This window comes from Hydrogenoanaerobacterium sp., assembly GCF_032017025.1.
Classification (GTDB): Bacteria; Bacillota; Clostridia; order Oscillospirales; family Ruminococcaceae; genus Hydrogenoanaerobacterium.
In genome coordinates this window covers 138,252-160,806 of the sequence record NZ_DALZQO010000001.1, presented here as the reverse complement: position 1 = coordinate 160,806, position 22,555 = coordinate 138,252, and the positions used below count along the sequence as shown (strand labels likewise).

The following is a 22,555-nucleotide window of genomic DNA, read 5'->3' as shown; positions in this document are numbered from 1 at the left end:
GAAAGAGTCCGGAATCCCTTTTAATAAGTGTTGGATTATAAATACCATACATATCGTACAAGGCAGGAGACAATGCTTTGTTGTTATTCTGTTAGAATGGTTTATTCCTCGGTAAAGTCGTAAAACTCCTCAAGGCGCTCCATGAAGATTGCCGAGATATTGTTGAATTCATCCTCATCTTCAATGGCAATCAAAAATTCCTCGTCACCTTCGGCTTCCACTTTCAGAACGATCAGTTCACCGTCGTCCTCCGCCAGTGTTTCCTCATCCTCCACGGGGATAACTGCGATGTAACGGTTGTCATCTTCCTCGTAGGTATCGAGCACTTCAAAATCGTGGTCAACGCCTTCCTCATCCTGCAAGGTCAAGATATCCGGTCCAAATTCCATCTCTTCATTGGTGTCCATAATAAACCTCCATTGTGCATGGCAGCACATCAAATTCATTGAAACGGTACAGCCGGGTAATCTTTAAAAGCTGCACAGAATTTCTGTTACTTTCATATTATAATACAAATGAGGTATAAGTCAACCGGAAAGTATTTTTAATACTATATTAACAAATTATATTAAGATTATTTAAAAAATATATTGACATTACATATAAAATGTGCTATATTAAAGACACAAAAGAAAGAATAAACAAGTACAACATTCCATGAAAGGTGGCGATTCCAATGTACACGGAAGCTGAACCAGTCCAGTTTGCGGGCTGCGTGTTTCAAACGGAATGCGCAGCCGATCTCGAAACGTAACCTCACCAAATCAGAAAGCTTTATCGTTTTATATGTTTGTTAAAACGCATTACTTTTAGCTCAATGGCGGTTGCCATAAATTGGTGTAAGGTTTTGTAAGGAGAAGGTTAACATCTGAATAAGCATTTATCTGGTATCATTTATAGCATATCCGGTAACATGTAAAAATGAATTATAAAGGTTGAGTCCAATGAAATAGTCAGATGAGCCCACACAAAGAATAGAAGAAGGGTGAGTCCAATGGAAAGATAGGCGGGTGCCTATTTACAGGCAAGGTGCTATCTCAAATTTACGAATAGATTACTTCCATTATACTGCAAGAATGCTTTTGTTTTTGTAAGTAATCCTCAGTAAGCGTATTCGAACCAAAATGAAGATAGGAGATTTAACCTGTATAAAAATTATATAAATGGTGCGCAACAGTAGTCATTTATAGCCTTTATAAACACTAAAATTTAAAGCTCACGGCAACAATAGCTGCCGTGGGCTTTTTGCATCTATTTAACAGGTGACGAACCGATTTTAGCTAATTTAGATGTAAAAGTATCTACTCATAATTGCGCTTACCGATTGCTTTCTTTTATGGCTTATGCTACCATTACAACAGTAATTTGCCAGATATTTCTTGTGATAAACTAAGGTAAAGCTCCGAGTACTACCGCCGAAAGTTTGCATTTAGGCGAAAGGCTGTTTATGGTTTGTTCTACTCAAGCGGTGCATTTTGAGGCGTAGTTTTTTAGCATTTCGCATAGTGTACGATTTCTGGGCAGCCAATTTGCTTAATTTTGAAATGCAGCTTGGGTATGGGGTGAAAAATTTTGCTGCAAATAGGATGGAGGGCATATTTCCAATGCGAAAATGGATTAGCTTAATAATTGTTTTTGCAATTACTCTGTTTTTTATCTTACTCTCTTATTCTGACCCGATTTACAGAAAATCTGCCCCAGCCGCACAAAAAGGCTTTCTTGACCTTTCAGCCTGGAACTTTTCGCAGGATGGGCTTGTAAAGCTCTCGGGTGAGTGGGAATGCTACGACGGGCAGCTGCTGTCACCGGCGGATTTCAGCGACAGTGCAGCGCCAAAGCCGCAGTTGACGGGCTATGCGAATCCAACCGCTACGCGTATTAGTGGTAAGAGCGGCGGTTTTTTAAGCCCTAAGGGTGCCAGAACATTTCGCCTAGTTGTAGCTACGAATCACGAGACAGATTATCTTGGCTTACGCGTTGATAATATCAAAATGAGCAACAAGCTTTACATAGACGGCAAGTTGAGAGGCTCAAGCGGAACCCCTGCATTAAATGCAAATGAATATCAACCGAAAAATGCAGCTTACAATATCTATTTTAGCCCGGATCATGATCAGATCGAAATCCTGCTTCAGTCGGCAAACTACGACTTTCCCTTACGGGGGTTGATGTATACCGTTCTTTTAGGCGAGCAGGAAGACATCAGCCTTCAAAGATCAATCAAAACTTCATTAGAACTTTCCGGTGCTATCCTTTGTTTTTTGTTTGGACTGTATTATCTGTTTACGTTTTTTTACATTCAAAAAAGCAAAAGCATGTTCTTTTCTTTTGTTGAGTTTTTTTTGCTGTCCCTTGTATTTTTAACGACCGGTGAAAAGATGCTTTACAGTTTAATTTCTACAATATCGTTTGAGATTTTTGCGAAAATACAGGTGATAAGCTTTACCGGAGTAGCGGTTTCGATTATTGTCTATACCAATGCTTCCCAAGAAAAAGCATTCCCCAATTATATTTTTAAACCTACCCTAATCGGGCTTTTAGCCTATATTGTGCTTGCTGTAGTCACGCCCTATTCTGTGTACAGCAATCTACTGGTTTTCAGCCATATGGCAATCCTGTGGTCTTATCTTTTTATTCTATATAGGCTAGCCTCTTTTTACAAAAAAGTACCGGTTGGCTCGGCTGATAGAATTAATATCATACTTTACATGCTCTGTCTGGGTGGCTTGACGATTAGCTTTATCAATGGTTCTATGAGTGTATTGAGTTTAACGGCCAGTCAGGCTGTAGGGTCAGCGGGATTTTGTATCTTTGCAATTTTTTCACTGATTTTTTTGGTATTTCGCTTTAGTGTAAACTACCATAACATGCTCAAAATGGACAAGGTCAAAGATGAGTTCATTACAAAAACCTCCTACGAATTAAAAGCGCCTTTGGGCAGTATTGTAAATATTTCCGAAGCAGCCCTTGCAAGCAGCCAGAAAGGCACTTATTCTGCGGAAGAAAATATCTATGATGCCGCTGCCACTAAAAATATTGCATTAAGATTATTAAATGTTGTGAATTCAACGATGGATATCACACTGCTGACCAACGACCAGCTTGTGCTTACAGCCTCTCCAATTGATATTAGGATTTGTGTTGAATTGGTTTTGGAAGGCTTTCGGAACTACATCCACAATGAAAAAATAATTATCATCAGTACAATTCACCAATCCATCGTGGTGCGGGCAGACGAAAGAAGGGTTAGGCAGGTTTTATGGAATCTACTGCTGAATTCTGTAAAAAGCATGGAGCAGGGTACGATAACGCTTTCTGCAACACGGTTCGACGAAAAAGTGTTTGTTTCTGTACAAGATACAGGCTGTGGCATCCCGGAAGAGAAATGGGAGGAAATTTTTAATCCATATACTACTTTAAAATTGCAGGGGATCGGGCTGGGGCTGTATCTCTCACGCTTGTTGATTGAGCGTATGGGCGGAAAGCTTTGGCTGGAGTGGTCGGAGATTGACAAAGGAAGCCTGTTTATCTTTTCTTTGCCCTACTCAGCAAAAAAGGCCGATAAAAGCTATGTGGCAGACATCCCTATAAAGGAACAGCCTCATTATGCTTTTGCAACCTTTGACAAACCTGAAGGCCACGAGGATGCGGAACATACGGTTTTAGTTGTAGATGATGAGATGTTTAATATGCGTACGGCATCTTCTATCCTGCAACATGATGGATATCGCGTTTTAACGGCTTTTTCAGGAGATGAGGCCTTGAAGAAAATAGAAGATTATCGCATAGACCTCGTCATATTGGACATTATGATGCCCGGCACCTCTGGAATTTCAATCTGTAAAAAAATCAGAGACAAATATTCGCTGATTGAGCTTCCCGTTTTGCTGTCTACGGTGGGAAATAGCAATTACAATCTGAATTTAGGTATGGCGGCCGGCGCGAACGATTTTATATTTAAGCCCTTTGAAGAAAGAGAAATCGCTTCAAGGGTACGAACGCTGATTGCACTGAAGACAACTATGGAGGATGCGATAAAAAGTGAGCTTGCGTTTTTACAAGCGCAAATCAAGCCGCATTTTTTATATAATGCAATCAACACCATTGTTTCCTTCTGCTACACCGATGGTAAAAAGGCAGCTAGTCTTCTTACCGATTTTAGTAAGTACTTGCGGCTGACCTTTGAGGTGGACAATAAGGTGATGATGATTCCTCTGCGGAGGGAAATTGAAATGATAAGTGCCTATACCCAAATAGAAAAAGCCCGTTTTGGTGAAAAAATAAGTGTGGAGTACGATGTTGACCCAATGCTGCTGGGGCTTGAGGTTCCGCCCCTTTGCATTCAGCCCCTGGTAGAAAACGCAATCAAGCATGGTCTGCTTCAAAAGGGCGGAGGCTGTGTAACCATCTCAGCCAAGCAGCGTGACGGAGTTGTTCTGTTTGAAGTAAAGGATACAGGAATCGGCATGTCGCAGGAAACGATCCTCAACTTGAAAAATGAGGACTATACGAATAAAGGCGTAGGTATTTCTAATGTGAGCAGGCGTATAAGGAGATGGGGCAACTCCAATCTGGATATTTGCAGCACACCGGGTGAAGGCACTACCGTAACCATATCGGTTCAGGCATACAGGTAAGCGTACTGTCGGAAAGGAATTAAAATGAGAGCTATAATTATAGACGATGAGCAGCCAAGTTTGAATCTTATGAAGATTATGATAGGCACCAATAAGCATTTGGAACTTGTGGGTGAATTTTTAAGTGCAGATGAAGCGCTCGATCAGATACAGGTGCTTATGCCGGATGTGGTTTTTGCAGATGTGGAGATGCCAGCTCTAAACGGTATTGAGCTGTCTCAGAAAATAAAAAGCATCCATGATAACATCCAAATTGTTTTTGTTACGGCCCATGAAAAATATGCAATTGAGGCATTTAAGGTTCAAGCAGTGAATTACATTTTAAAGCCCATTACGCAGGAGGAACTAAACATAACCGTCAATCGGCTAGTGAAAAATTATAACAACCAAATAAACCTTTTGCGCACACCAAGTACCAATCATATTCTACTGCTTGGCGGACTAAAGGTTTACGGAAACGCGATAGATGAAGAGGTCAAATGGCCAACGATTAAGGCTCGCGAGCTCTTTGCTTATTTTGTTTATAACCGGGAAAAGGAACTGGATAAATGGGAGCTGTGCGATATATTATGGCCGGATGCTCCTGCTGCTAAAGCGGAACAAAACCTGTACAGTGCGATTAACCGGATGAAAAGCAGCCTGAAACAGGTAGGTGTTCAGGATGTTTTAAAGTGCGAAAAGGGCAAATACAGTATGGATCTGCGTGGCTTTTCCTGTGATGTTTGGGAATTTACCGAATTTATTGAAAATAACCCCTTTGTAAGTGCAGAAAATATCTTAAAATGCGAAAGAAATTTAGGGCTCTATCAGGGGGGGCTGTTTGGCAGCGAAGGGTATTCTTGGGCTGCCGAGTTAAGAGAAAATATAAACCTTCGCTTTCTAAGAAGTGCTAAGAATATCGGCTTGTATTATATAGAGCACAAAAAATATGATAAAGCGGAAAAACTTTTACAAAAGGCGATTCAGATGGACGCAGGTGATGAGGAAACCGCTGAGTTCATGATGAAATTATATTTCCTTACCGAAAATAAACAGGCTCTGGTAGATACCTATAAAAGTCTGGTGTATTATTTAAAAGAGGAAATGGGCATCAGCCCCAAAAAATCAACGCAACAGCTTTACAATGATTTATTAATCAAACTTTAATAGAAGCATTTTTACAACGGGAACAGACTTATCTGCTCTCGTTGTTTTATTTTTGATTAAAAAAGTATCATTTTTAAATGTAGACCAATTTTGTGAGTTATTTGTGAGTTGAAATAGTTATAGTGGTAAAGAAACCTAACATTATTTACCAGATGCAGCAAACCCGTTCCCGGATGGCTGTGTATTCTGTGAAAAGCATAGATACAATCGATCCGTTTACCACAAACCACTATAACAATTAAGGAGCAAAGATTTATGAAAAAGAAAGCATCACCTGTTTTAGCTCTTGTGCTCGCCGTAACTTTATTGAGTTCAGTATTTGCGCCGGCTGTTCATGCACAGGCTGAAACAGAAATTCCGCTGTCCTCCGGTGCTGAAATAGTTTCAGTAGAAGCACCAGTAGAAACACCAGATTCCGATAACTCACAGGAATTACCTGCAGAGGGTGAGGAAGTAGTCGATTCCGGCAACCAGCAGGGATTAGAGGAGCCTACCGGGGGCGAGCAAACAGCCGATTCCGGAAACCAGCAGGAATCAGACGAACCTAGCGAGGGTGAACAAATAGTCGATTTCGGAAACCTACCGGAGCTGTCGGCGGATACCGCAGAAAAGCCCTTTATCACCAAGATATCTTTTACAAATTTTAAAGGTGAGCCATTGGGCAAGGATGTAGATAAAGCAGCGGAGGTTCGCATCAGGTTTGACTTCGAGCTGCCGAATGGCCATAATGTAAAAAAAGGCGATACCTACGGATTGCAGATACCGCCGCAAATCGACATCGTAAATGAAATGGATTTTCTACTTCTGGACAAAGGCGATCTAACGGTCGCAAATGTACATATCAGCAAAGATGGAAAGGCAGTCATCACCTTTACCGATTACGTAGAGAAGTACTCCAATGTATCGGGCTTCTTTTTTATCAATACACAATTTGACGAAGAAGAAATCGGCAACGAAACCCCTGTTGAAATTAAATTTCAGGTTGAGGGTAAATCCGAACCCTATATTGTTGAAGTGGAGTTTAAACAAGATGGGCCCACAATGACAAAAAAAGGCGATTATAATAAAACGGATGGTACTATAACCTGGACGGTGGTGGTGAACCCCGATAAAATGACGGTAAACAACGCCGTGTTTACCGATGATATTCTTGCGGGTATGACGTATGTGCAAGGCACTGCAAAAATCACCCCGGCAATTGGAGGAAAAAATTTCGAGTATGCATCTTCTGGGCAGGTCGATTCTGGAAGTGCCCCCTCAAAAACCGGTACGCTTACCTATGTATTCCCTGAAAAGATTCAAGACACCTATACCATAACTTTTAATACTAAGGTTACCGCAGATTATGCATTCAAACTAGAAAATGAGGCTTCGCTTGCTTATGGTGATTCAAAAACAATCAAAGCAAAGGCGGAGGTAACACGAAGTGTTAATTTCATTCGTAAAACAGGTGCAATTATAAAGCAGGGCACGGAACAGTATATTGAATGGACCATTGAGGTAAACCCCGATTCCTATAAGCTGACCAAGGCCAAGATAAGAGATATCATACCGGATGGACTTGTATTGGTAAACGAAACAGTAAAAGTAACCAGAGAGGGAACGGCCGTCGAATCGCCTGTTTATACTTATGACGAGGGCAGCAATACGTTTTCTTATACTTTTAATGGTGAAATTACCAAGCCATGCAAAGTGGTTTTTCACACCAAAGCTTCCGACCCTAATTATTACAAAGGAAATGGAAAAAGATTTAAGAACATTGCCACTTTAACTACCGATGAGGATATTCCCGAGGATAAAAAAGAATCAGGATATGAGATTGGGCTCCCAAGCAATGTCATTAAAAAAGAAGGCGAGGGGTATGACCCAGCCACACAGGAAATTTCCTGGAAAATTACCATCAATGCCAATAAGATTGACATTGCGGGTGCGGTTGTCACCGATGAAATTCCCGATGACCAGGAGTTTGTTGCAGGTTCTGCCAACATTGATAAGCTGGGCACAGGGAGCTTTACTAAAATACCGGATGGCAACGCAAACACTTTAGAATATACATTTAACACGGGTGCTGAAAACAATGACACCTACGTAATTACTTTTAAGACCCGTGTTAAAGACGAAAAGCTAACCTCTGGTAACAGCAGGAAGACTTATTATAATGATGCAACAATTGAAATCAATGGGGTAAAAACCACGGATAAGGGAGATCGATTTGTTGAAAGCAAGGTGTTTGAGAAAAAAGGAGCATCCTACGACTACACAACAAAAGAAATAACATGGAAAATTACCGTTAACCAGAACGGAATGCCGCTGAAAAATGTAGTGGTGACCGACACGATTCCGGAGAAGACTGAATTTGTAATCGGGTCAGTTTTGGTTGGCGAGCAGCCAGCCACGCCGAGTGCGAGTGCACCCCCAACTGCTGGTACTTATTTCTACGATACGGAATCGAAAACGCTCACTTATAATTTTGGTAATATCAACAAAGAAATGGTCCTCACCTTTAAAACAAGAATTAGCGACCATTCTCTGTTTGCAACAAACGAGGATATCCCAATAAAAAATACTGCCCGTTTAACGCACAGCTTACATACTGATGAAATCAGCAGCGAAGACAGCCAAACAGTTAAAAATAGCATTGTTTCAAAAAAATCAACGACACAAAATGCCAGCAAGTTTATTGATTGGGAGGTTACAATCAATTCCAACAAAATCAAACTGACCGAGGCAAAGCTCACAGATACTCTTCAGGAGGGGCTAGCACTGGATAAAAATTCGGTTAAGCTATACGAAATGGAATTGAATGCAAACGGAGAGCTCTCACAAGGCTCGCAAATTTACTATCCTCTAAGCAGTGTAAAATACAACGCAGACACCCGTGAGATTATTTTCCCCCTGCCCAACGGAATTGAAAAGGCTTTGCTCCTCACCTTCCGCACTAATATTACAGATAAAAGCAAATCACCCTTCACCAACGAAATCTCGTTTGCGGGGCAAGGGCAGTTTGCAAAGTCTTCCTCGGGTAGCGTAAAGGTCTTGTCACAAGGCGGTGGCGGTGGAGCTACCGGTGAGAGTGGAAGCATAAAGGTTATTAAGGTAGATGCCAATAATGTTACCCGCGTTCTTTCGGGTGCAGAGTTTGAACTGCTTGATAAAGATAAAAACCCGATTGATTTTGCTGTGACAGGTGAAGACGGCAGTGTTGTATTTAAGCAACTCTTATTTGATGTTGATTATTCCATCAGAGAGGTAACTGCTCCGGCAGGGTACCAACTCAGCTCCGAGGTTTATGAGTTCCAAGTACACAACAGCACCGACCAAAAAAACATCACCTATCAATATAAAAATACCAAAATTCCCACAAGCGGTAGAGGCGGCGGCGACGGCGGAAAAAGTGGCGGAGGCAGTAGCTACAGCGAGAAAGAAGAGAACCCCAGAATGGGCATTGATCTGATTGCTCCTACTGTGTATACGTTGCTTGTTTTATCCGGTGCCACGGTTTGTTTCATCGTAAATAAAAAGATTGGTACCCCTAAGAAAAAGTAGAACAGATATAGACCCATACATGAAGAACCCCAAAAGAATAAAAACCACGAGTACCGGCTGGTGCTCGTGGTTTTTGTTATTTATTCCATATATTGATTTTTTTAGGAAATATAACTGGTTTTAAAATAAAGAATATGGTAAAATATATAGATTTTTTTAGAATAATATGGATATATGTTCTGCATTATGATATAGTAAAAACATTAATGATCAATTCATGGTAAAGAAAAAAGATAATGATTGTATAATAAAACAAATATTCAGCCTTTGGCTGAATGCCGCGCGTAGCGCGGTACTTGCCGTTTGGCAAATATGTTTTATCACATCGGAAACGGTCTTTGCGTGCCTTAGCACGCAAACTTGCGCCATGCGCAAGTGTAAAACTGTGTTTTAAGACCGATTTATGATATAATCTTATGAACTTTATTGTTTTGAAAGCCGGAAGCGGGGGCGTTTTTTTACGAATAAAACTGAATTTTCTATAAGAAGTAATTAAACATTGTTAAAAAACACCTTTTATGTGTCAAACGTAAGGAAAGATCTATTACAAATACAAACCGGAAGGAAAATTCAAAATGAAAAATCTAAAGATAAAAACAATCATCATTGCTACCATTGTTATTGTAAACTTTTTCTTACTCTGCATGGTAGGAACCGCTGTTTTCTCAATCAACAAATTATCCCAGCAAACACAAACGCTTTATGAACAACCACATACAAACCTTGTCACAGTTTGGCAGATGAACAGTAGCATTGCCTCAATTGGAAGTACCTTGAAAGATGGATTGTTGTATAAATCCATGGATGGAACCTATATAGCGGCAGACAGCATCAAAAGAAGTCTGAAATCAATTGAAGAGGATATGCAGGGTCTAACAAACCGCATTGGTGAGAATGAAATGCTTACCGATGTTCAAGCTGCTTATACAGAGTGGTCGGCTACCATTGATTTGGTCATACAACATTTAAAGAGCGCCGATTATACCAAAGCCCTTAGTGTTATGGAAAACGATTACACTTCGGCAACTAAAAATCTTACAAAAAAATTTGATAATCTCAGTGAAATGATGGGAGAAAATGCGCAAAACTTCTATGCACAGTCGCAAGAGCTATCTAGAATTTCATTCATTGTTATGCTAGCAGTTTCGGCAATATCAGCAGCTTCCATTATTACAATTATGCTGATGATGAAAAAGAACATTGAAAATCCGATTAAAATTGTTATGAATGCAGCGAAAGAAGTTGCAAATGGTAATTTGAGCAGAAAAATTGAGTACAACTCTAAAAACGAGATGGGCGTACTTGCAGATTCTATTCAGCACACAGTCGATACAATCAATACCTACGTCACCAATATATCTGAAGTGATGGAAATATTGGCTCAAGGTGATTTTAGTGTTTCTGTTGATCTCGATTACATCGGAGATTTTGCCCCCATCAAAACCTCGATCAATGATATTATCCTTTCGCTCAACAATACAATGACTCAAATTAATGAGGCTTCCAACCAGGTTGCAAATGGTTCTGAGCAAGTGTCTACCAGCTCACAGGCATTGTCTCAAGGTGCCACGGAGCAGGCGAGCTCGATTGAGGAGCTTTCGGCTACAGTCACCGAGATTTCCCATCAGATCAGAGAAAATGCTGACCACGCCTCTGATGCCAATGGTAAGGCAAGCGTTGTTGCCAATGAAATGATGCAAAGCAACCAAAAAATGCAGGAAATGATAGAGGCGATGTCGCAAATCAGCATTTCGTCCAAAGAAATCAGCAAGGTAATTAAGACAATTGAAGATATCGCATTCCAAACCAATATTTTGGCGCTGAATGCTGCTGTAGAGGCTGCACGTGCAGGCGCTGCGGGCAAGGGGTTTGCAGTAGTAGCAGATGAGGTGCGCAACCTTGCATCCAAGAGCGCTGAGGCGGCAAAGGGAACTACTTTGCTGATTGAAAATTCCATTGTTGCGGTAAATAACGGTACAAAGCTGGCAGATGATGCTGCAAACTCGCTGTCAACTGTGGTAGAAGGCGCGGTAGGTATTATAGATTCCTTAAATAAAATTTCCAGTGCATCCACAGAACAGGCGCTTTCCATCAATCAGGTAACACAGGGCATTGACCAAATCTCGAGCGTGGTGCAGACCAACTCTGCAACAGCGGAAGAGAGCGCCGCTGCAAGCGAAGAGCTCACTGGGCAGGCACAAATGCTAAAACAGTTGGTTGATAAGTTTAAGGTAAAAGACGATGCTGCCGCCACTTACTTCAATGACAGCGATGATGACCTGACGGATGATTTCAGCAATGCTTATTCCAAGCCTGAACTGACTTTTGCAGGCAAATACTAATTAAAAATGCAGTTTTTATTTATTAATTGCATAGTAAATCGTACATAGAAATTGATGGGAGTATCGTGCTATGATGTGGAAAGAAAGCTATAGGCTTGGTGTAGACCTGATAGACGAACAACATTTTGAGCTATTTAAGATGGTCGAAAATCTATTAAACACCTTTGAAACCGATAAAAATTGGGATCGTAAAGAGGACTATATTGCTGCCATTTCATTTATGAAGGATTATGTCGTAAAGCATTTTCAAGAAGAAGAGGAGTATCAAGCTTCTATTCAGTACAGCAATATTGAAAACCACATAAACGAGCATAGAAATTTTACAAACACCATTCTTGATTATGAAAAGAAATTCATCGCGACAAATTATGACATTAAGCTTGTAAAAGAGTTTGCAGGTACATTAGTATCATGGCTGATTTATCATGTTGTTGAAACAGACCAACGTATTGTAAATGGTGTGCACGAGGCGGAAGAAAAGAGCGAGAAATCCTATACGGAATGCTTTTCAACAGGGGCAAGTCAGGTTTTTGAACGGATGTTTGGAATTGAAGAAATCGAAATCAGTGAAGCTCCGATATTGAATCATCCGATTTCAGGAGACATATTTTCGAAAATTGAGTTTGTGGGAGATCTCAACTGTGAAGTGATCTTTTCCTATCCCAAAGAACTTGCGTTTCAGCTTATGAAAATCATGACTTTTATGGATACAAACGAAATTGATGAAATCGTATGCTCTGCAATGGCTGAAGTATCGAATATTATCAGCGGCAATGTGACAACCGCACTTTTAAACCAGAATTGCAACTGCGATATACGCCCGCCGGTAGTAACCGTAGGTACCTATGTAGGTGCTATGCAAAACCCTAGGGCAATTTCAATCCATACAGGGATTGGAACTATGGAAATTGTGGTATCTCGGTAGAGTATTACTTTACCGGCAATAAGCGATACGAAAGCAACAGTTCGCTTTACGGCTTCAGTTGTTTAAAGAAATGCGAATAATACGACTGGAGACGATGTTGGTTAAAAGATACCACTCCAAAAAGCCTAGGCGGGCCGATGTGTATTTTTATGCCGACATGGCGATACCCCCAAGAGGCGAAGGGGATTTTTGTAACAATATCGTTTCCATTTTCAACTCGGAGCGTTTTAAAAACTCTTTTGTTGTAGGATTTTCGGAATGCGCTGTTGCCAACACGCGGGCAGCCAAATAAGAAAACTTCATAATCTTTTGTCGGGAAATTGTATTGCAAATCAACGGCACACAGTACGGCTAAAGCAGCGCCGTAAGAGTGCCCTGTAATTCGAACAAAAAACACATCTTTGGTTATCAGGTTGTGAATCTTATCTCGAATGGTATCGCTTTTGTATGCATTTATAAAACCGGCATGTACCCTTATTTTTGATGTTGCATTATTGTATGGCACTACCTTTTGCCAAAATGTAAAATCAGTGAGCCAATCCTTGCAGGAATCCGTTCCCCTGAAAGTGATCTCTAAGTGGCTGCCCCTGCGACGAATATAGCTCTGGATGTCGGTTTTTGGATCGTCAATAACAGTTAGATGTTCATAAGGCAGAATGGGCTGAACACTATTGTATGCAAGGGCGGACGATTCCATCATTTTAATTACGTTGTATTTCGTCATAAAAACACCTCGCTCTAGTGTATGGCGTAATTGAAATTTTGCTATCAAAATGTTAAAAATAAGCGTGTGTTTCGGTAGTTTTATGCAATAACGCTGCGTAAGCTTGAAAAATATGTTTAAGGGCAATGGCTGATTCACTCGCCATTGCCCTTAAATTATATAAAAAAGGGTGAAGCAGCGGTTTCACCCTTTCTAGCAACACCGTTATTGGTTGAGCTGAGGTGGCTGTTTATAGCACCAAAACCAGTCATTGCAGTCAAGATTCTGCGCTTGAGGATTTGTCTGCCGCTCCACCAGCTCGTTATATGTTTTAGGCGCGGGCACCATCGCAGGTTGCCCCGGCTGCCAGTTTGCGGGAGTAACTACCTTATCTTTATCGGTGGTTTGCAGCGCCGTAACAAGGCGGAGAATTTCCGGAATACTTCTGCCGTTTGTAAGGGGATAGATTAGAATGGCCCGAATGACCTGATTTGGGTCAATGATAAATACATTGCGAACGGTTTCCTGGGTACTGGCTTCCGGCGCAATCATGCCGTAAAGGCGTGCAATGTCTCCGGTTCGGTCTGCAACAACCGGGAAGGGGATTTGTGTTCCGGTTACCATATAAATTGCGTACACCCAAGCCAGGTGTGATGGATTACTGTCGATGCTAAGGCCCAGAAGCTGTACATTTTTGTCGGTGAACTGATGAAAGGCCTGTGCGAATGCGATAAATTCTGTTGTGCATACCGGCGTAAAATCTCCCGGATGTGAAAAAAATACAACCCATTTGCCTTTATAATCAGAGAGCTTAATAGGCCCAAATGTAGTGTTCGCGCTAAAATCCGGTGCTTTCATACCAATGCTTAAATGATTCATGTCCAAAAATAGGACCTCCTTTTCTGTTTGGTATATACTATGCAGCGGTAATTTTAAAAGTGAGATACAAAAAACAGCTACGATTCGGTGCAGTCGAATATCTGCGGGGGCTTAGCGCGGAATTTTTTAAGTAATGCCTTGCGCTGATAGCGAGAAAAAACAAAGGCAAACAAAAAATGCGACTTCCACCAGCAGATGAAAGTCGCAATTATGCTCAATAAGTAATGTCTAATTAGCACCAAGAACCGAAGCACTTGCTAAGGATAGCAAAAATATCATTAAAACACATGATTTTTGAAACCTCCTTATATTATTTGTCTTGCAAGAACAACCTCATTATAGCACACTTCATTTAGAAATCCATCAAGCAATTGTTGGCTGTAAAACAGAAAAAATGTGTATCATAAACTGGAAAAAGGCGATAGAATCTTTGGTAATATACAAGCCTGCGACGCAAGCAAAAAGGGCGAAGCTGTAAAGCTTCGCCCTTTTTGCCTTTAATGTATTTTGATTAAAACATGGGAACAACCGCGCCCTGATAGGTATCGTTGATGAAGGCTTTTACCTCATCGCTCTGCAATGCGGCGACCAGTGCCTTCAAATCTTCTCTGTTCTCATCGCCTTTGCGAATTGCAATGATGTTTGCAAAGTTGGTTGCTGCAAGCGAATCCTTATCCTCAGATGCTAAAGCATCGGTAGACACATTAAATCCAGCCTGAATTGCATAGTTACCGTTGATGACAGCAAGGTCAACGTCGGGCAGAGAACGGGCAAGCTGTGCTGCCTCAATCTCCACAATTTTAAGCTTTTTGGCATTCTCGGTAATATCCTTTACGGTTGCCCCCAACCCCGCGTCGGGTTTTAGCTTAATCAGCCCTTGCTTTTCAAGCAGTAGCAATGCTCTGGCTTCGTTGGTCGTATCATTGGGCACTGCAATTTGTGCGCCATCTTTTAAATCTGCAATGGATTTTGTTTTGCCTGCGTAAATCCCAAATGGTTCATAATGAATAGCCGCAATTGATACCAAATCGGTTTTATTTTTAGCATTAAAGTCATCTAAATACGGCTTATGCTGAAAGTAGTTTGCATCCAAATCGCTGCTTTGTAAAGCAAGATTGGGCTGAATATAATCGGTAAATTCGGTAACTTCCAGTTCGTAGCCTTGTTTTGCAAGAACTTCTTGAGCCACCTTTAAAATTTCTCCGTGAGGTGTTGGTGATGCACCAATCATAATTTTACCTTTGCTCTGCACAGATTCTGTGCCGGATGCTGCCTCAGATGAGGTAGCGGCAGAAGAATCGGGCTGTTTTGAAGCACAGCCGGCAAACAATGTGAGGGTTAACGCTGCAGTTAATGCAAGTGCTATTATTTTTTTCATACAATATACCTCCAAAATGTATTTATAATCGTTTATCGGTAGAGCGTGCAATTTTCATCCCAATCTCTTGGAACACTTGTACCAAAATTACAAGCAGTACAACGGTAACCAGCATAATATTGGTTTGGTAACGATGGTAACCATAGTTTATAGCAATTGTGCCCAATCCGCCGCCGCCTACAAAGCCTGCCAATGCAGAGTAACTGAGTATGGTGGTGATAGCGATTGCACCGTTTACAATCAATGCGGGTTTGGCCTCGGGAAGCATTACCTTATAAATAATCTTGATGGGGGAAGCCCCCATAGATTGAGCAGCCTCAATGACACCGCGGTCAATCTCCTTGATAGAGGATTCCACAAGCCGTGCGATAAACGGCGCAGAACCAATCACGAGGGGGACAATCGTTGCAGTTGAGCCGATTGTAGTGCCCACAATCGCACGGGTAAACGGAATTAACGCGACCAATAAAATCAAGAAGGGTACCGAACGTAAAATGTTAACAATAAAACCGAGTGTACGGTTCAAGCCAACAGCAGGGCGGATTCCGTCTTTATCGGTAACCACCAATAAAATGCCCAAGGGCAGCCCGATGATGTAAGCAAGCAATGTAGACACTAGAACCATATAAAGAGATTCTAAAAGGCCTTTGGCCAGCAAACCGACAGTAGCCTGATCAAACATCCTCTTGTACCTCCTCTACTGTCAACTCTTTCGAACGTAGATATGCAACCATTTTCTTAGCGGATTTTTCATCCTCCGGCAGCTGTACCACAATCTGCCCAAACGCCTTGCCGTCGATATTCTTTGTGTCTGCAAAAAGGATATTGACGGGCTCCTTGCAATCGAGCACCATGTTGGCAATCACCGGCTCAAACGATGAGCGGCCGTCAAACACAATGCGGCAGCAGTGGCTGCCAAAGCTATCAATGCGTTTTCCCTCGGGGTATACAAGGCGTTTTGCCGCCTGCGATTTGGGGTTGGTGAAGATTTCCTCCACACTGCCCACCTCGGCAATACGGCTTTGATCTATAATTGCCACACGCTGGCAGACTTCTTCAATAACCGCCATCTCATGCGTAATAATCACAATCGTAATGCCCAGCCGCTGGTTAATATCCTTTAAAAGCGCCAGAATCGAACGGGTTGTGGTCGGGTCCAGTGCACTGGTTGCTTCGTCGCACAGCAGCACCTTTGGGTTGGTGGCAAGTGCGCGTGCAATGGCGATACGCTGTTTCTGCCCGCCCGAAAGCTGCGACGGGTAAGATTTCGCCTTATCCGAAAGCCCCACCATCTCCAAAAGCTCGGTGGCACGCTTTACCGCCAGTGCCTTGGGCACACCTGCAATTTCAAGCGGGAAACAAATATTCCCGATAGAGGTGCGCTGCATCAGCAGGTTAAATTGCTGAAATATCATGCCCATCGATTGCCGTGCCATGCTCAACCCCTGGCTGCTCAGCTTTGAAAGGTCTTTGCCATCAAAAACAACTGTACCGCTAGTGGGTCTCTCCAAAAAATTGATACATCGTACCAGCGTGCTTTTACCCGCACCGCTCATTCCGATGATGCCGAAGATTTCACCCTGATGGATATCAAGGTTGATGTCTTCGAGCGCGTTTACGGTAAGATCTTTGCTCTTAAATATTTTGCCCATGCTTTGCAGCTGAATCAGAGCATTGGTTTCACTCATAACTTCACCGCTTTCCTTTTTCTTCGCCCATTGCAAATTCATATCATAGATTGCCGTTCAATTCGAAGCAAATATTTCTCTTGCCTGTAGCAGAGTCTGTAATTTCAGACAATTCTCTAAAGTGAGAGATACAAATTTGCAGCTATTTCGCGGGCAGAATTCACAATAAAAAAACATTATTTATTATAATAACATATTTTAGCATAGCAGTACAGATACAAGTGGAATTATTTTAAAATTGTTCCACCTCCTACAACAATATCGTCACAATAAAACACAGCTGCCTGCCCGGGTGTAACAGCACGCTGTGGTTTTTGCAGCCGAACCTGCACCTTTCCGTCATTGATGGGGGAGATGACAGCAGGAGTTTCCTCCTGATGGTAGCGTGTTTTCACCGTAACCTGCATTGGCTCGTTTAGGTCAGCGACTGCAATCCAGTTGAGGTCACCAACCGCAAAGGTATCACAGAATAGCTCATCCTTTTTGCCCAGTGTAACGGTATTTTCCTTGGCATCTTTGCCAACAACATAGCGTGGTGAATCAAAGCTCAATCCCAACCCTTTGCGCTGACCTACCGTATAATGCACAATGCCCTTGTGTTGCCCCAAAATCTTACCGTTACGGTCTATAAAATTGCCTTGCTGCAATTGTACACCCATTACATTGGTGAGAAAACCTGCGTAATCGCCGTCCCTTACAAAACAGATGTCTTGACTGTCGGGCTTGCGTGCATTGATTAGCCCGCGTTCCTCTGCCAGTGCGCGCACCTCACTTTTCAGCAGGCCGCCAAGTGGAAAGAGCGTACGAGCAAGCTCCTGCTGTGTGAGCATATACAGCACATAGGTCTGGTCTTTTGATTGATCGCGTGCTTTTTTCAGCAGCCAACGGTCGGTGTCTGCATCGTATTCCACCTGTGCATAATGCCCTGTGGCAATACAGTCTTTCTCCAGCAGTAAGGCGCGTTGGAGCAGCCTACTAAACTTAATATAGCGGTTACAATCGATACAAGGGTTGGGTGTTTCGCCGCAGACATAACCATGTACAAAGCGTTCGATCACATCCTTTTGAAAATGCATACCAAAGTTGAACACATAATGGTCAAAGCCAAGCTTGTAGGCGACACTCTTCGCATCCTGCACATCATCAAGCGAGCAGCAGGTTCTTGTTCGGTCGTTTATGCCAACGTCATTGTTGCTAAACAGCTTTAGGGTTGCACCACATACCTCATAGCCTTGTTCCTGTAATAATGCGGCGGCGGCCGAGCTGTCTACACCGCCGCTCATTGCCACCATCACCTTTTTTTGCATCTGCGCGCCTCCTTGCATTTCCTATAATTCCTATTAATTTAATATGAATTATAAACTGCGAAGTAAACCTTGTCAACACTTTTTCATACATTTTTTATGAAAATATCATTTTTTGAACATACTAACATTAAAAGTCAATCTGCATATTTCACAAAACGTTAATTGACCAATTGTACAATGTGTGGTAAACTAAATAGGTTACAGTTACAGAATTCTCGTTTTTTCGTATATACTGGTTTGTTTCAAGGTTTTCTTTGATTGGCTGCACCGGATGGCTAGGGTGCACCGCGCAAATCGGTATTGGGCAGGCGGGCGTATTCGCTACCGTATTTGCCCTAAATCTGATGGAATGCGGATTGTTATTGGAACAAAATACAATATCTTTGAAAAGAGGACATGAATGAACCAGATACCCTTTTTGCAGTTAGACCTTATCCCCGAAATCCAGCGTGCGGTTGATGCCATGGGCTTTGAAACGGCCACTGATATCCAGTCGCAGAGCATCCCCTTGATCCAAAACGGCTACGATGTAATCGGCCGTTCTCAAACAGGTACCGGTAAAACAATTGCGTTCGGAATCCCTGCAATTGAAAAAATTGATACACGCGAGGCAAAGCCCCATGTGCAGGTATTAATCCTTTGCCCCACCCGTGAGCTTGCCATGCAGGCTTGCGAGGAGATAAAAAAGCTTGGCGAGTTTATGCCCGGCATTAAAACCGCCGACGTATACGGCGGAGCGCCGATGGACCGCCAGATTCTCAAGCTCAAACGCGCGAACATTGTAATTGGCACTCCCGGGCGTGTTATGGACCATATGCGCCGCAAAACACTCAAGCTTAACCATTTAAAAATGATTGTGCTCGATGAAGCCGACGAGATGCTTTCGATGGGCTTTCGTGAAGACATTGAAACCATTTTACAGGATACTCCTGAAGAACGCCAGACCATCCTGTTCTCAGCTACAATGCCCCCTGCGATTATGGCTCTCACCAAGCAGTACCAGAAAGACCCTCAGCTTGTTGAAATTGACAAAAAGCAGGTAACGGTTGAGAACATCGAGCAGTATTTTTACGATGTACCCATGGGCAGAAAGATGGACGCGCTGAACCTTATTATTAAATACCACAACCCCAAGCTTGCAATGATTTTTTGCAACACCAAGGCAATGGTCGATGAAATTACCGATTTTTTGGAGAAGCAGGGCTTCAACGCCGAGGGGCTACATGGTGACATGAAGCAGAGCCAGCGTACCAAGGTAATGGATTCGTTTAAATATGGTAAAACCAGTATTATGGTTGCTACCGATGTCGCCGCACGCGGCATCGACGTCAACGACATTGACTACGTTATCAACTACGATATCCCCCAAAACTCCGAGTACTATGTCCACCGTATCGGCAGAACCGGCCGCGCAGGAAAAAGCGGTGTGGCGATTACCCTTTGCAGCGGCAGACGCCAAGTCGATCAGCTTATGATCACCGGGCGCATGACCAAATCGAAAATTATCCGCAGTGAAATTCCAAATGCAAAAGACATTCTAGTAAAAATTGCAGAGCAGAATATGGCAAGTGTGGAGGAGTTCATCCAGAATACCCCCGAGCTTGCATTCAGTGATATGGTGGAGCGCCTCAACGAAAAAGGCTTTGCGCCCGAGGTTGTTGCAGCCGCTTTGATGGAGATGCATTTTGGCAGACAGGATTTGGAGCTCAAGGAGATTAAAGCGAACAAACCCAAAGAGCGCATTGGCGGCGCACCGCTGAGCTATTCTAAAATCGTGCTCAATATCGGTCGTTCCAGCCGTGTAGCGCCCAACCATATTGTGGGTGCCATCACCGAGCGCACCAACCTTTCGGGCAAAGACATCGGTAAGATTGAGATTTACGATGAGCGCAGCATTGTTGGTATCCCCACCGATGACCTTGAGGCGACGGTGAGTGCAATGCAGAACAGTAAAATCTGCGGCAAGCCTACTACCGCCGCTGTTTACGAAACCCGCGAGAGATCCGGCGGCTATCAGCCGCGCCGCGGTGCGCCGCAAAAGCGTGATGGCTACCGCAAGGACGCACCAAAAAAAGACGGATACAAAAAGGATTTTTATAAAAAAGATGGCGGAAAAAGCGATGATCAGAAGGATTACCGCAGCCTGTCGAAAAAGCGCTATCATAAAGATCGTGCATAAAACGTATAAAAAAATCCGATGTCATTCAGACATCGGATTTTTTGTTATTTACTGCGTGCATTGGAGGTTCCGTGCTCCCTAAGGTAGGTTGCCTCAAGGTCAGACAGATGCAGCTTTACCGCAATGGGGTATTTGTCGTAAGCCTGGCTGATTGCGAATCCGCCGCTTTTTGCGGTATCGTCAAAACCGCCCATGTGCCAGCGGATTGCCATTGCTTCACCAGTGTTAAGCCGGAGAAAGCGTTCGATTAAAAACACACTTTTTTCGCCGTGTCCGTAGGGGAAGATGTCCTCCACCGAATAGTAGGGCTGTTTTTCCCATTGGCCGGTTTTTTCATTTTTCACATTGCGGGTAGCAACCTTATAAAACTGTGCCTTGCATAGGTCGTGCAGCAGCGCGCACAGTGCAAAGCTTTCGGCATTGTCTTCGCCCTGTACAAAGTGCTTTTCCATCATCACTTCGTACACATTCACGCTGTGCTGTACCAAGCCGCCCTCGCAGGCGCAGTGAAATTTGGTGCTGGCAGGGGCGGTAAAAAAGTCTGTTTTCAGCAGCCAATCCAACAGCTTATCTGCACCCTCACGTGAAATATTCTGTTTATAGTAAGTAAGAAATTTCTCTTTGTAATCAATGTTTTCCATAGGTACACCTCGTTTATAAGATAGTATCAGTATACCATAAGTTACAGCAATTTCCTATCGATCTGCCGATATTTCTATTGACAAACACTGGTAGCCGCATTATGCTATATTTAGATGATTACCTAAATAACTAAACATCTAAATACAACATTGGAGATGATATCATGAACGACGTATGGGGAGCAATGTCCGACCCGACAAGGCGTAAGATTCTGGCGTTGCTTCGAAAGAACAACATGACAGCAGGGGAGATTGCAGACAACTTTACTATGACAAAACCATCCATCAGCCATCATTTGAATATTTTAAAGCAGGCGGAATTGGTGGATGCCGAGAAGAAAGGCCAGCAGATTGAGTATTCCATTAATACCACCGTTTTGCAGGATATTTTGGGGTATGTCGCCGACTTGGCAAATAAAAGGGGAGAATGAGTGATGAAATATCAAAAAATAACAGTTCCCATAGCAATTGTAAATTTAATCGCGCTGGTTACGGTGACCACGGGGCTGCCTGAGCAGGTTCCTGTACACATTAACATACACAACATAGTAGATGGCTATGGTCCGCGCTGGGTGGTACCTCTTTTCGGGCTGATTCCGCTGCTGATGCTTGGAGGTATGTTTTTTTATCACCGCTACACCGAAAACAACAGTAAGGTACAAAAAAATAAAAAAACAGAGGAAATTGTATTCACTACGCTTGCACTGTTTTTTACGGTATTTTCATGGTTCCCAGTATTGGTGGCAAGCCAAACTGTGCAGCAGGTTCAGCTTCCCATGGAGCTGATTGTTGGGTTGCCTTTGGGCGCACTGATGATTGTTTTGGGCAATTATATGGGGGTTATTAAGCAAAACCGTTTCTTTGGGATTCGCACCAAATGGACGCTTGGAAACGAAGAGGTATGGCGAAAAACCCACCGTAAGGCGGCATACTGGTCGGTTGCCGCGGGGCTTATCATCATTGCAAGTTCGTTGCTTGCCTATGCGGTGCACGATACAATGTTTGCTGTTGTGGGGTTAATTCTGTCTATTGTATTGCTTGCGGTAGTACCCATCGTTTACTCCTATATTGTCTACAAAAAGCTCAAAAGTGAATAATACCTGAATATTATTAAAAGATAAGGATGATGCGCAAGAGATGCCGGCAGAAAAGTTGGATTTCGACAGGGTAACGATCAGCAAATA

General features: G+C 42.7%; 16 protein-coding genes. 8 read left to right on the top strand and 8 right to left on the bottom strand.

The genetic code is table 11. The annotated features are described in order from the left end of the window. Nucleotides 1-101: 101 nt before the first annotated feature. Nucleotides 102-407: a DUF1292 domain-containing protein gene (locus RTV33_RS00720; RefSeq protein ID WP_312640495.1), complete on the bottom strand. Its 306-nt coding sequence runs from the start codon at nt 405-407 to the stop codon at nt 102-104. 1,197 nt (nt 408-1,604) lie between these two features. On the opposite strand from RTV33_RS00720, the gene RTV33_RS00715 reads away from it, so the two are divergent. The 5 genes from RTV33_RS00715 to RTV33_RS00695 all read left to right on the top strand — a co-directional run bounded on the left by RTV33_RS00715 (nt 1,605) and on the right by RTV33_RS00695 (nt 12,596). Then, a complete protein-coding gene (locus RTV33_RS00715; protein ID WP_312640493.1) occupies nt 1,605-4,637 on the top strand; it encodes an ATP-binding protein in 3,033 nt (1,010 codons plus the stop codon). A 24-nt stretch (nt 4,638-4,661) separates the two neighbouring features. Further along, entirely contained in the window at nt 4,662-5,783 is a 1,122-nt protein-coding gene (locus tag RTV33_RS00710) for a response regulator (protein WP_312640491.1), read from the top strand. A gap of 255 nt (nt 5,784-6,038) precedes the next feature. Then, nucleotides 6,039-9,329 (top strand): collagen binding domain-containing protein, encoded by a 3,291-nt coding sequence (locus RTV33_RS00705; RefSeq protein WP_312640489.1) that lies wholly within the window; start codon nt 6,039-6,041, stop codon nt 9,327-9,329. Between the two features lie 575 nt (nt 9,330-9,904). Then, a complete protein-coding gene (locus RTV33_RS00700) occupies nt 9,905-11,671 on the top strand; it encodes a methyl-accepting chemotaxis protein (protein ID WP_312640487.1) in 1,767 nt (588 codons plus the stop codon). A 70-nt stretch (nt 11,672-11,741) separates the two neighbouring features. Beyond that, nucleotides 11,742-12,596, top strand: a complete 855-nt coding sequence (locus RTV33_RS00695) for a bacteriohemerythrin (protein ID WP_312640485.1) — start codon at nt 11,742-11,744, stop codon at nt 12,594-12,596. A gap of 46 nt (nt 12,597-12,642) precedes the next feature. Here RTV33_RS00695 and RTV33_RS00690 read toward each other — a convergent pair whose 3' ends face one another. The 6 genes from RTV33_RS00690 to mnmA all read right to left on the bottom strand — a co-directional run bounded on the left by RTV33_RS00690 (nt 12,643) and on the right by mnmA (nt 18,551). Further along, the gene (locus RTV33_RS00690; RefSeq protein ID WP_312640483.1) at nt 12,643-13,320 is read right to left on the bottom strand and encodes a lipase family protein; all 678 of its coding nucleotides are present in this window, start codon (nt 13,318-13,320) and stop codon (nt 12,643-12,645) included. 204 nt (nt 13,321-13,524) lie between these two features. Beyond that, on the bottom strand, nt 13,525-14,178 hold the full coding sequence (locus RTV33_RS00685) for a peroxiredoxin (protein WP_312640953.1): 654 nt from the start codon (nt 14,176-14,178) through the stop codon (nt 13,525-13,527). Nucleotides 14,179-14,689: 511 nt separating this feature from the next. Further along, a complete protein-coding gene (locus tag RTV33_RS00680) occupies nt 14,690-15,556 on the bottom strand; it encodes a MetQ/NlpA family ABC transporter substrate-binding protein (protein WP_312640481.1) in 867 nt (288 codons plus the stop codon). A 22-nt stretch (nt 15,557-15,578) separates the two neighbouring features. Continuing rightward, entirely contained in the window at nt 15,579-16,238 is a 660-nt protein-coding gene (locus RTV33_RS00675) for a methionine ABC transporter permease (RefSeq protein ID WP_312640479.1), read from the bottom strand. Next, complete coding sequence (locus RTV33_RS00670) at nt 16,231-17,244, bottom strand: ATP-binding cassette domain-containing protein (RefSeq protein ID WP_312640477.1); 1,014 nt, start codon at nt 17,242-17,244, stop codon at nt 16,231-16,233. The genes RTV33_RS00675 and RTV33_RS00670 overlap by 8 nt, the downstream gene beginning before the upstream one ends. A 227-nt stretch (nt 17,245-17,471) precedes the next feature. Next, nucleotides 17,472-18,551: a tRNA 2-thiouridine(34) synthase MnmA gene (mnmA, locus tag RTV33_RS00665; protein WP_312640476.1), complete on the bottom strand. Its 1,080-nt coding sequence runs from the start codon at nt 18,549-18,551 to the stop codon at nt 17,472-17,474. Nucleotides 18,552-18,951: 400 nt separating this feature from the next. On the opposite strand from mnmA, the gene RTV33_RS00660 reads away from it, so the two are divergent. Beyond that, a complete protein-coding gene (locus tag RTV33_RS00660) occupies nt 18,952-20,730 on the top strand; it encodes a DEAD/DEAH box helicase (protein ID WP_312640475.1) in 1,779 nt (592 codons plus the stop codon). A 44-nt stretch (nt 20,731-20,774) separates the two neighbouring features. Here RTV33_RS00660 and RTV33_RS00655 read toward each other — a convergent pair whose 3' ends face one another. Further along, a complete protein-coding gene (locus tag RTV33_RS00655; protein ID WP_312640952.1) occupies nt 20,775-21,362 on the bottom strand; it encodes a hydrolase in 588 nt (195 codons plus the stop codon). 173 nt (nt 21,363-21,535) lie between these two features. Between RTV33_RS00655 and RTV33_RS00650 the strand changes: the two genes are divergently transcribed. Together RTV33_RS00650 and RTV33_RS00645 are read left to right on the top strand one after the other, a co-directional pair. Continuing rightward, a complete protein-coding gene (locus RTV33_RS00650; RefSeq protein ID WP_312640473.1) occupies nt 21,536-21,802 on the top strand; it encodes an autorepressor SdpR family transcription factor in 267 nt (88 codons plus the stop codon). Nucleotides 21,803-21,805: 3 nt separating this feature from the next. Further along, entirely contained in the window at nt 21,806-22,468 is a 663-nt protein-coding gene (locus RTV33_RS00645) for an SdpI family protein (RefSeq protein ID WP_312640471.1), read from the top strand. Nucleotides 22,469-22,555: the final 87 nt, after the last annotated feature.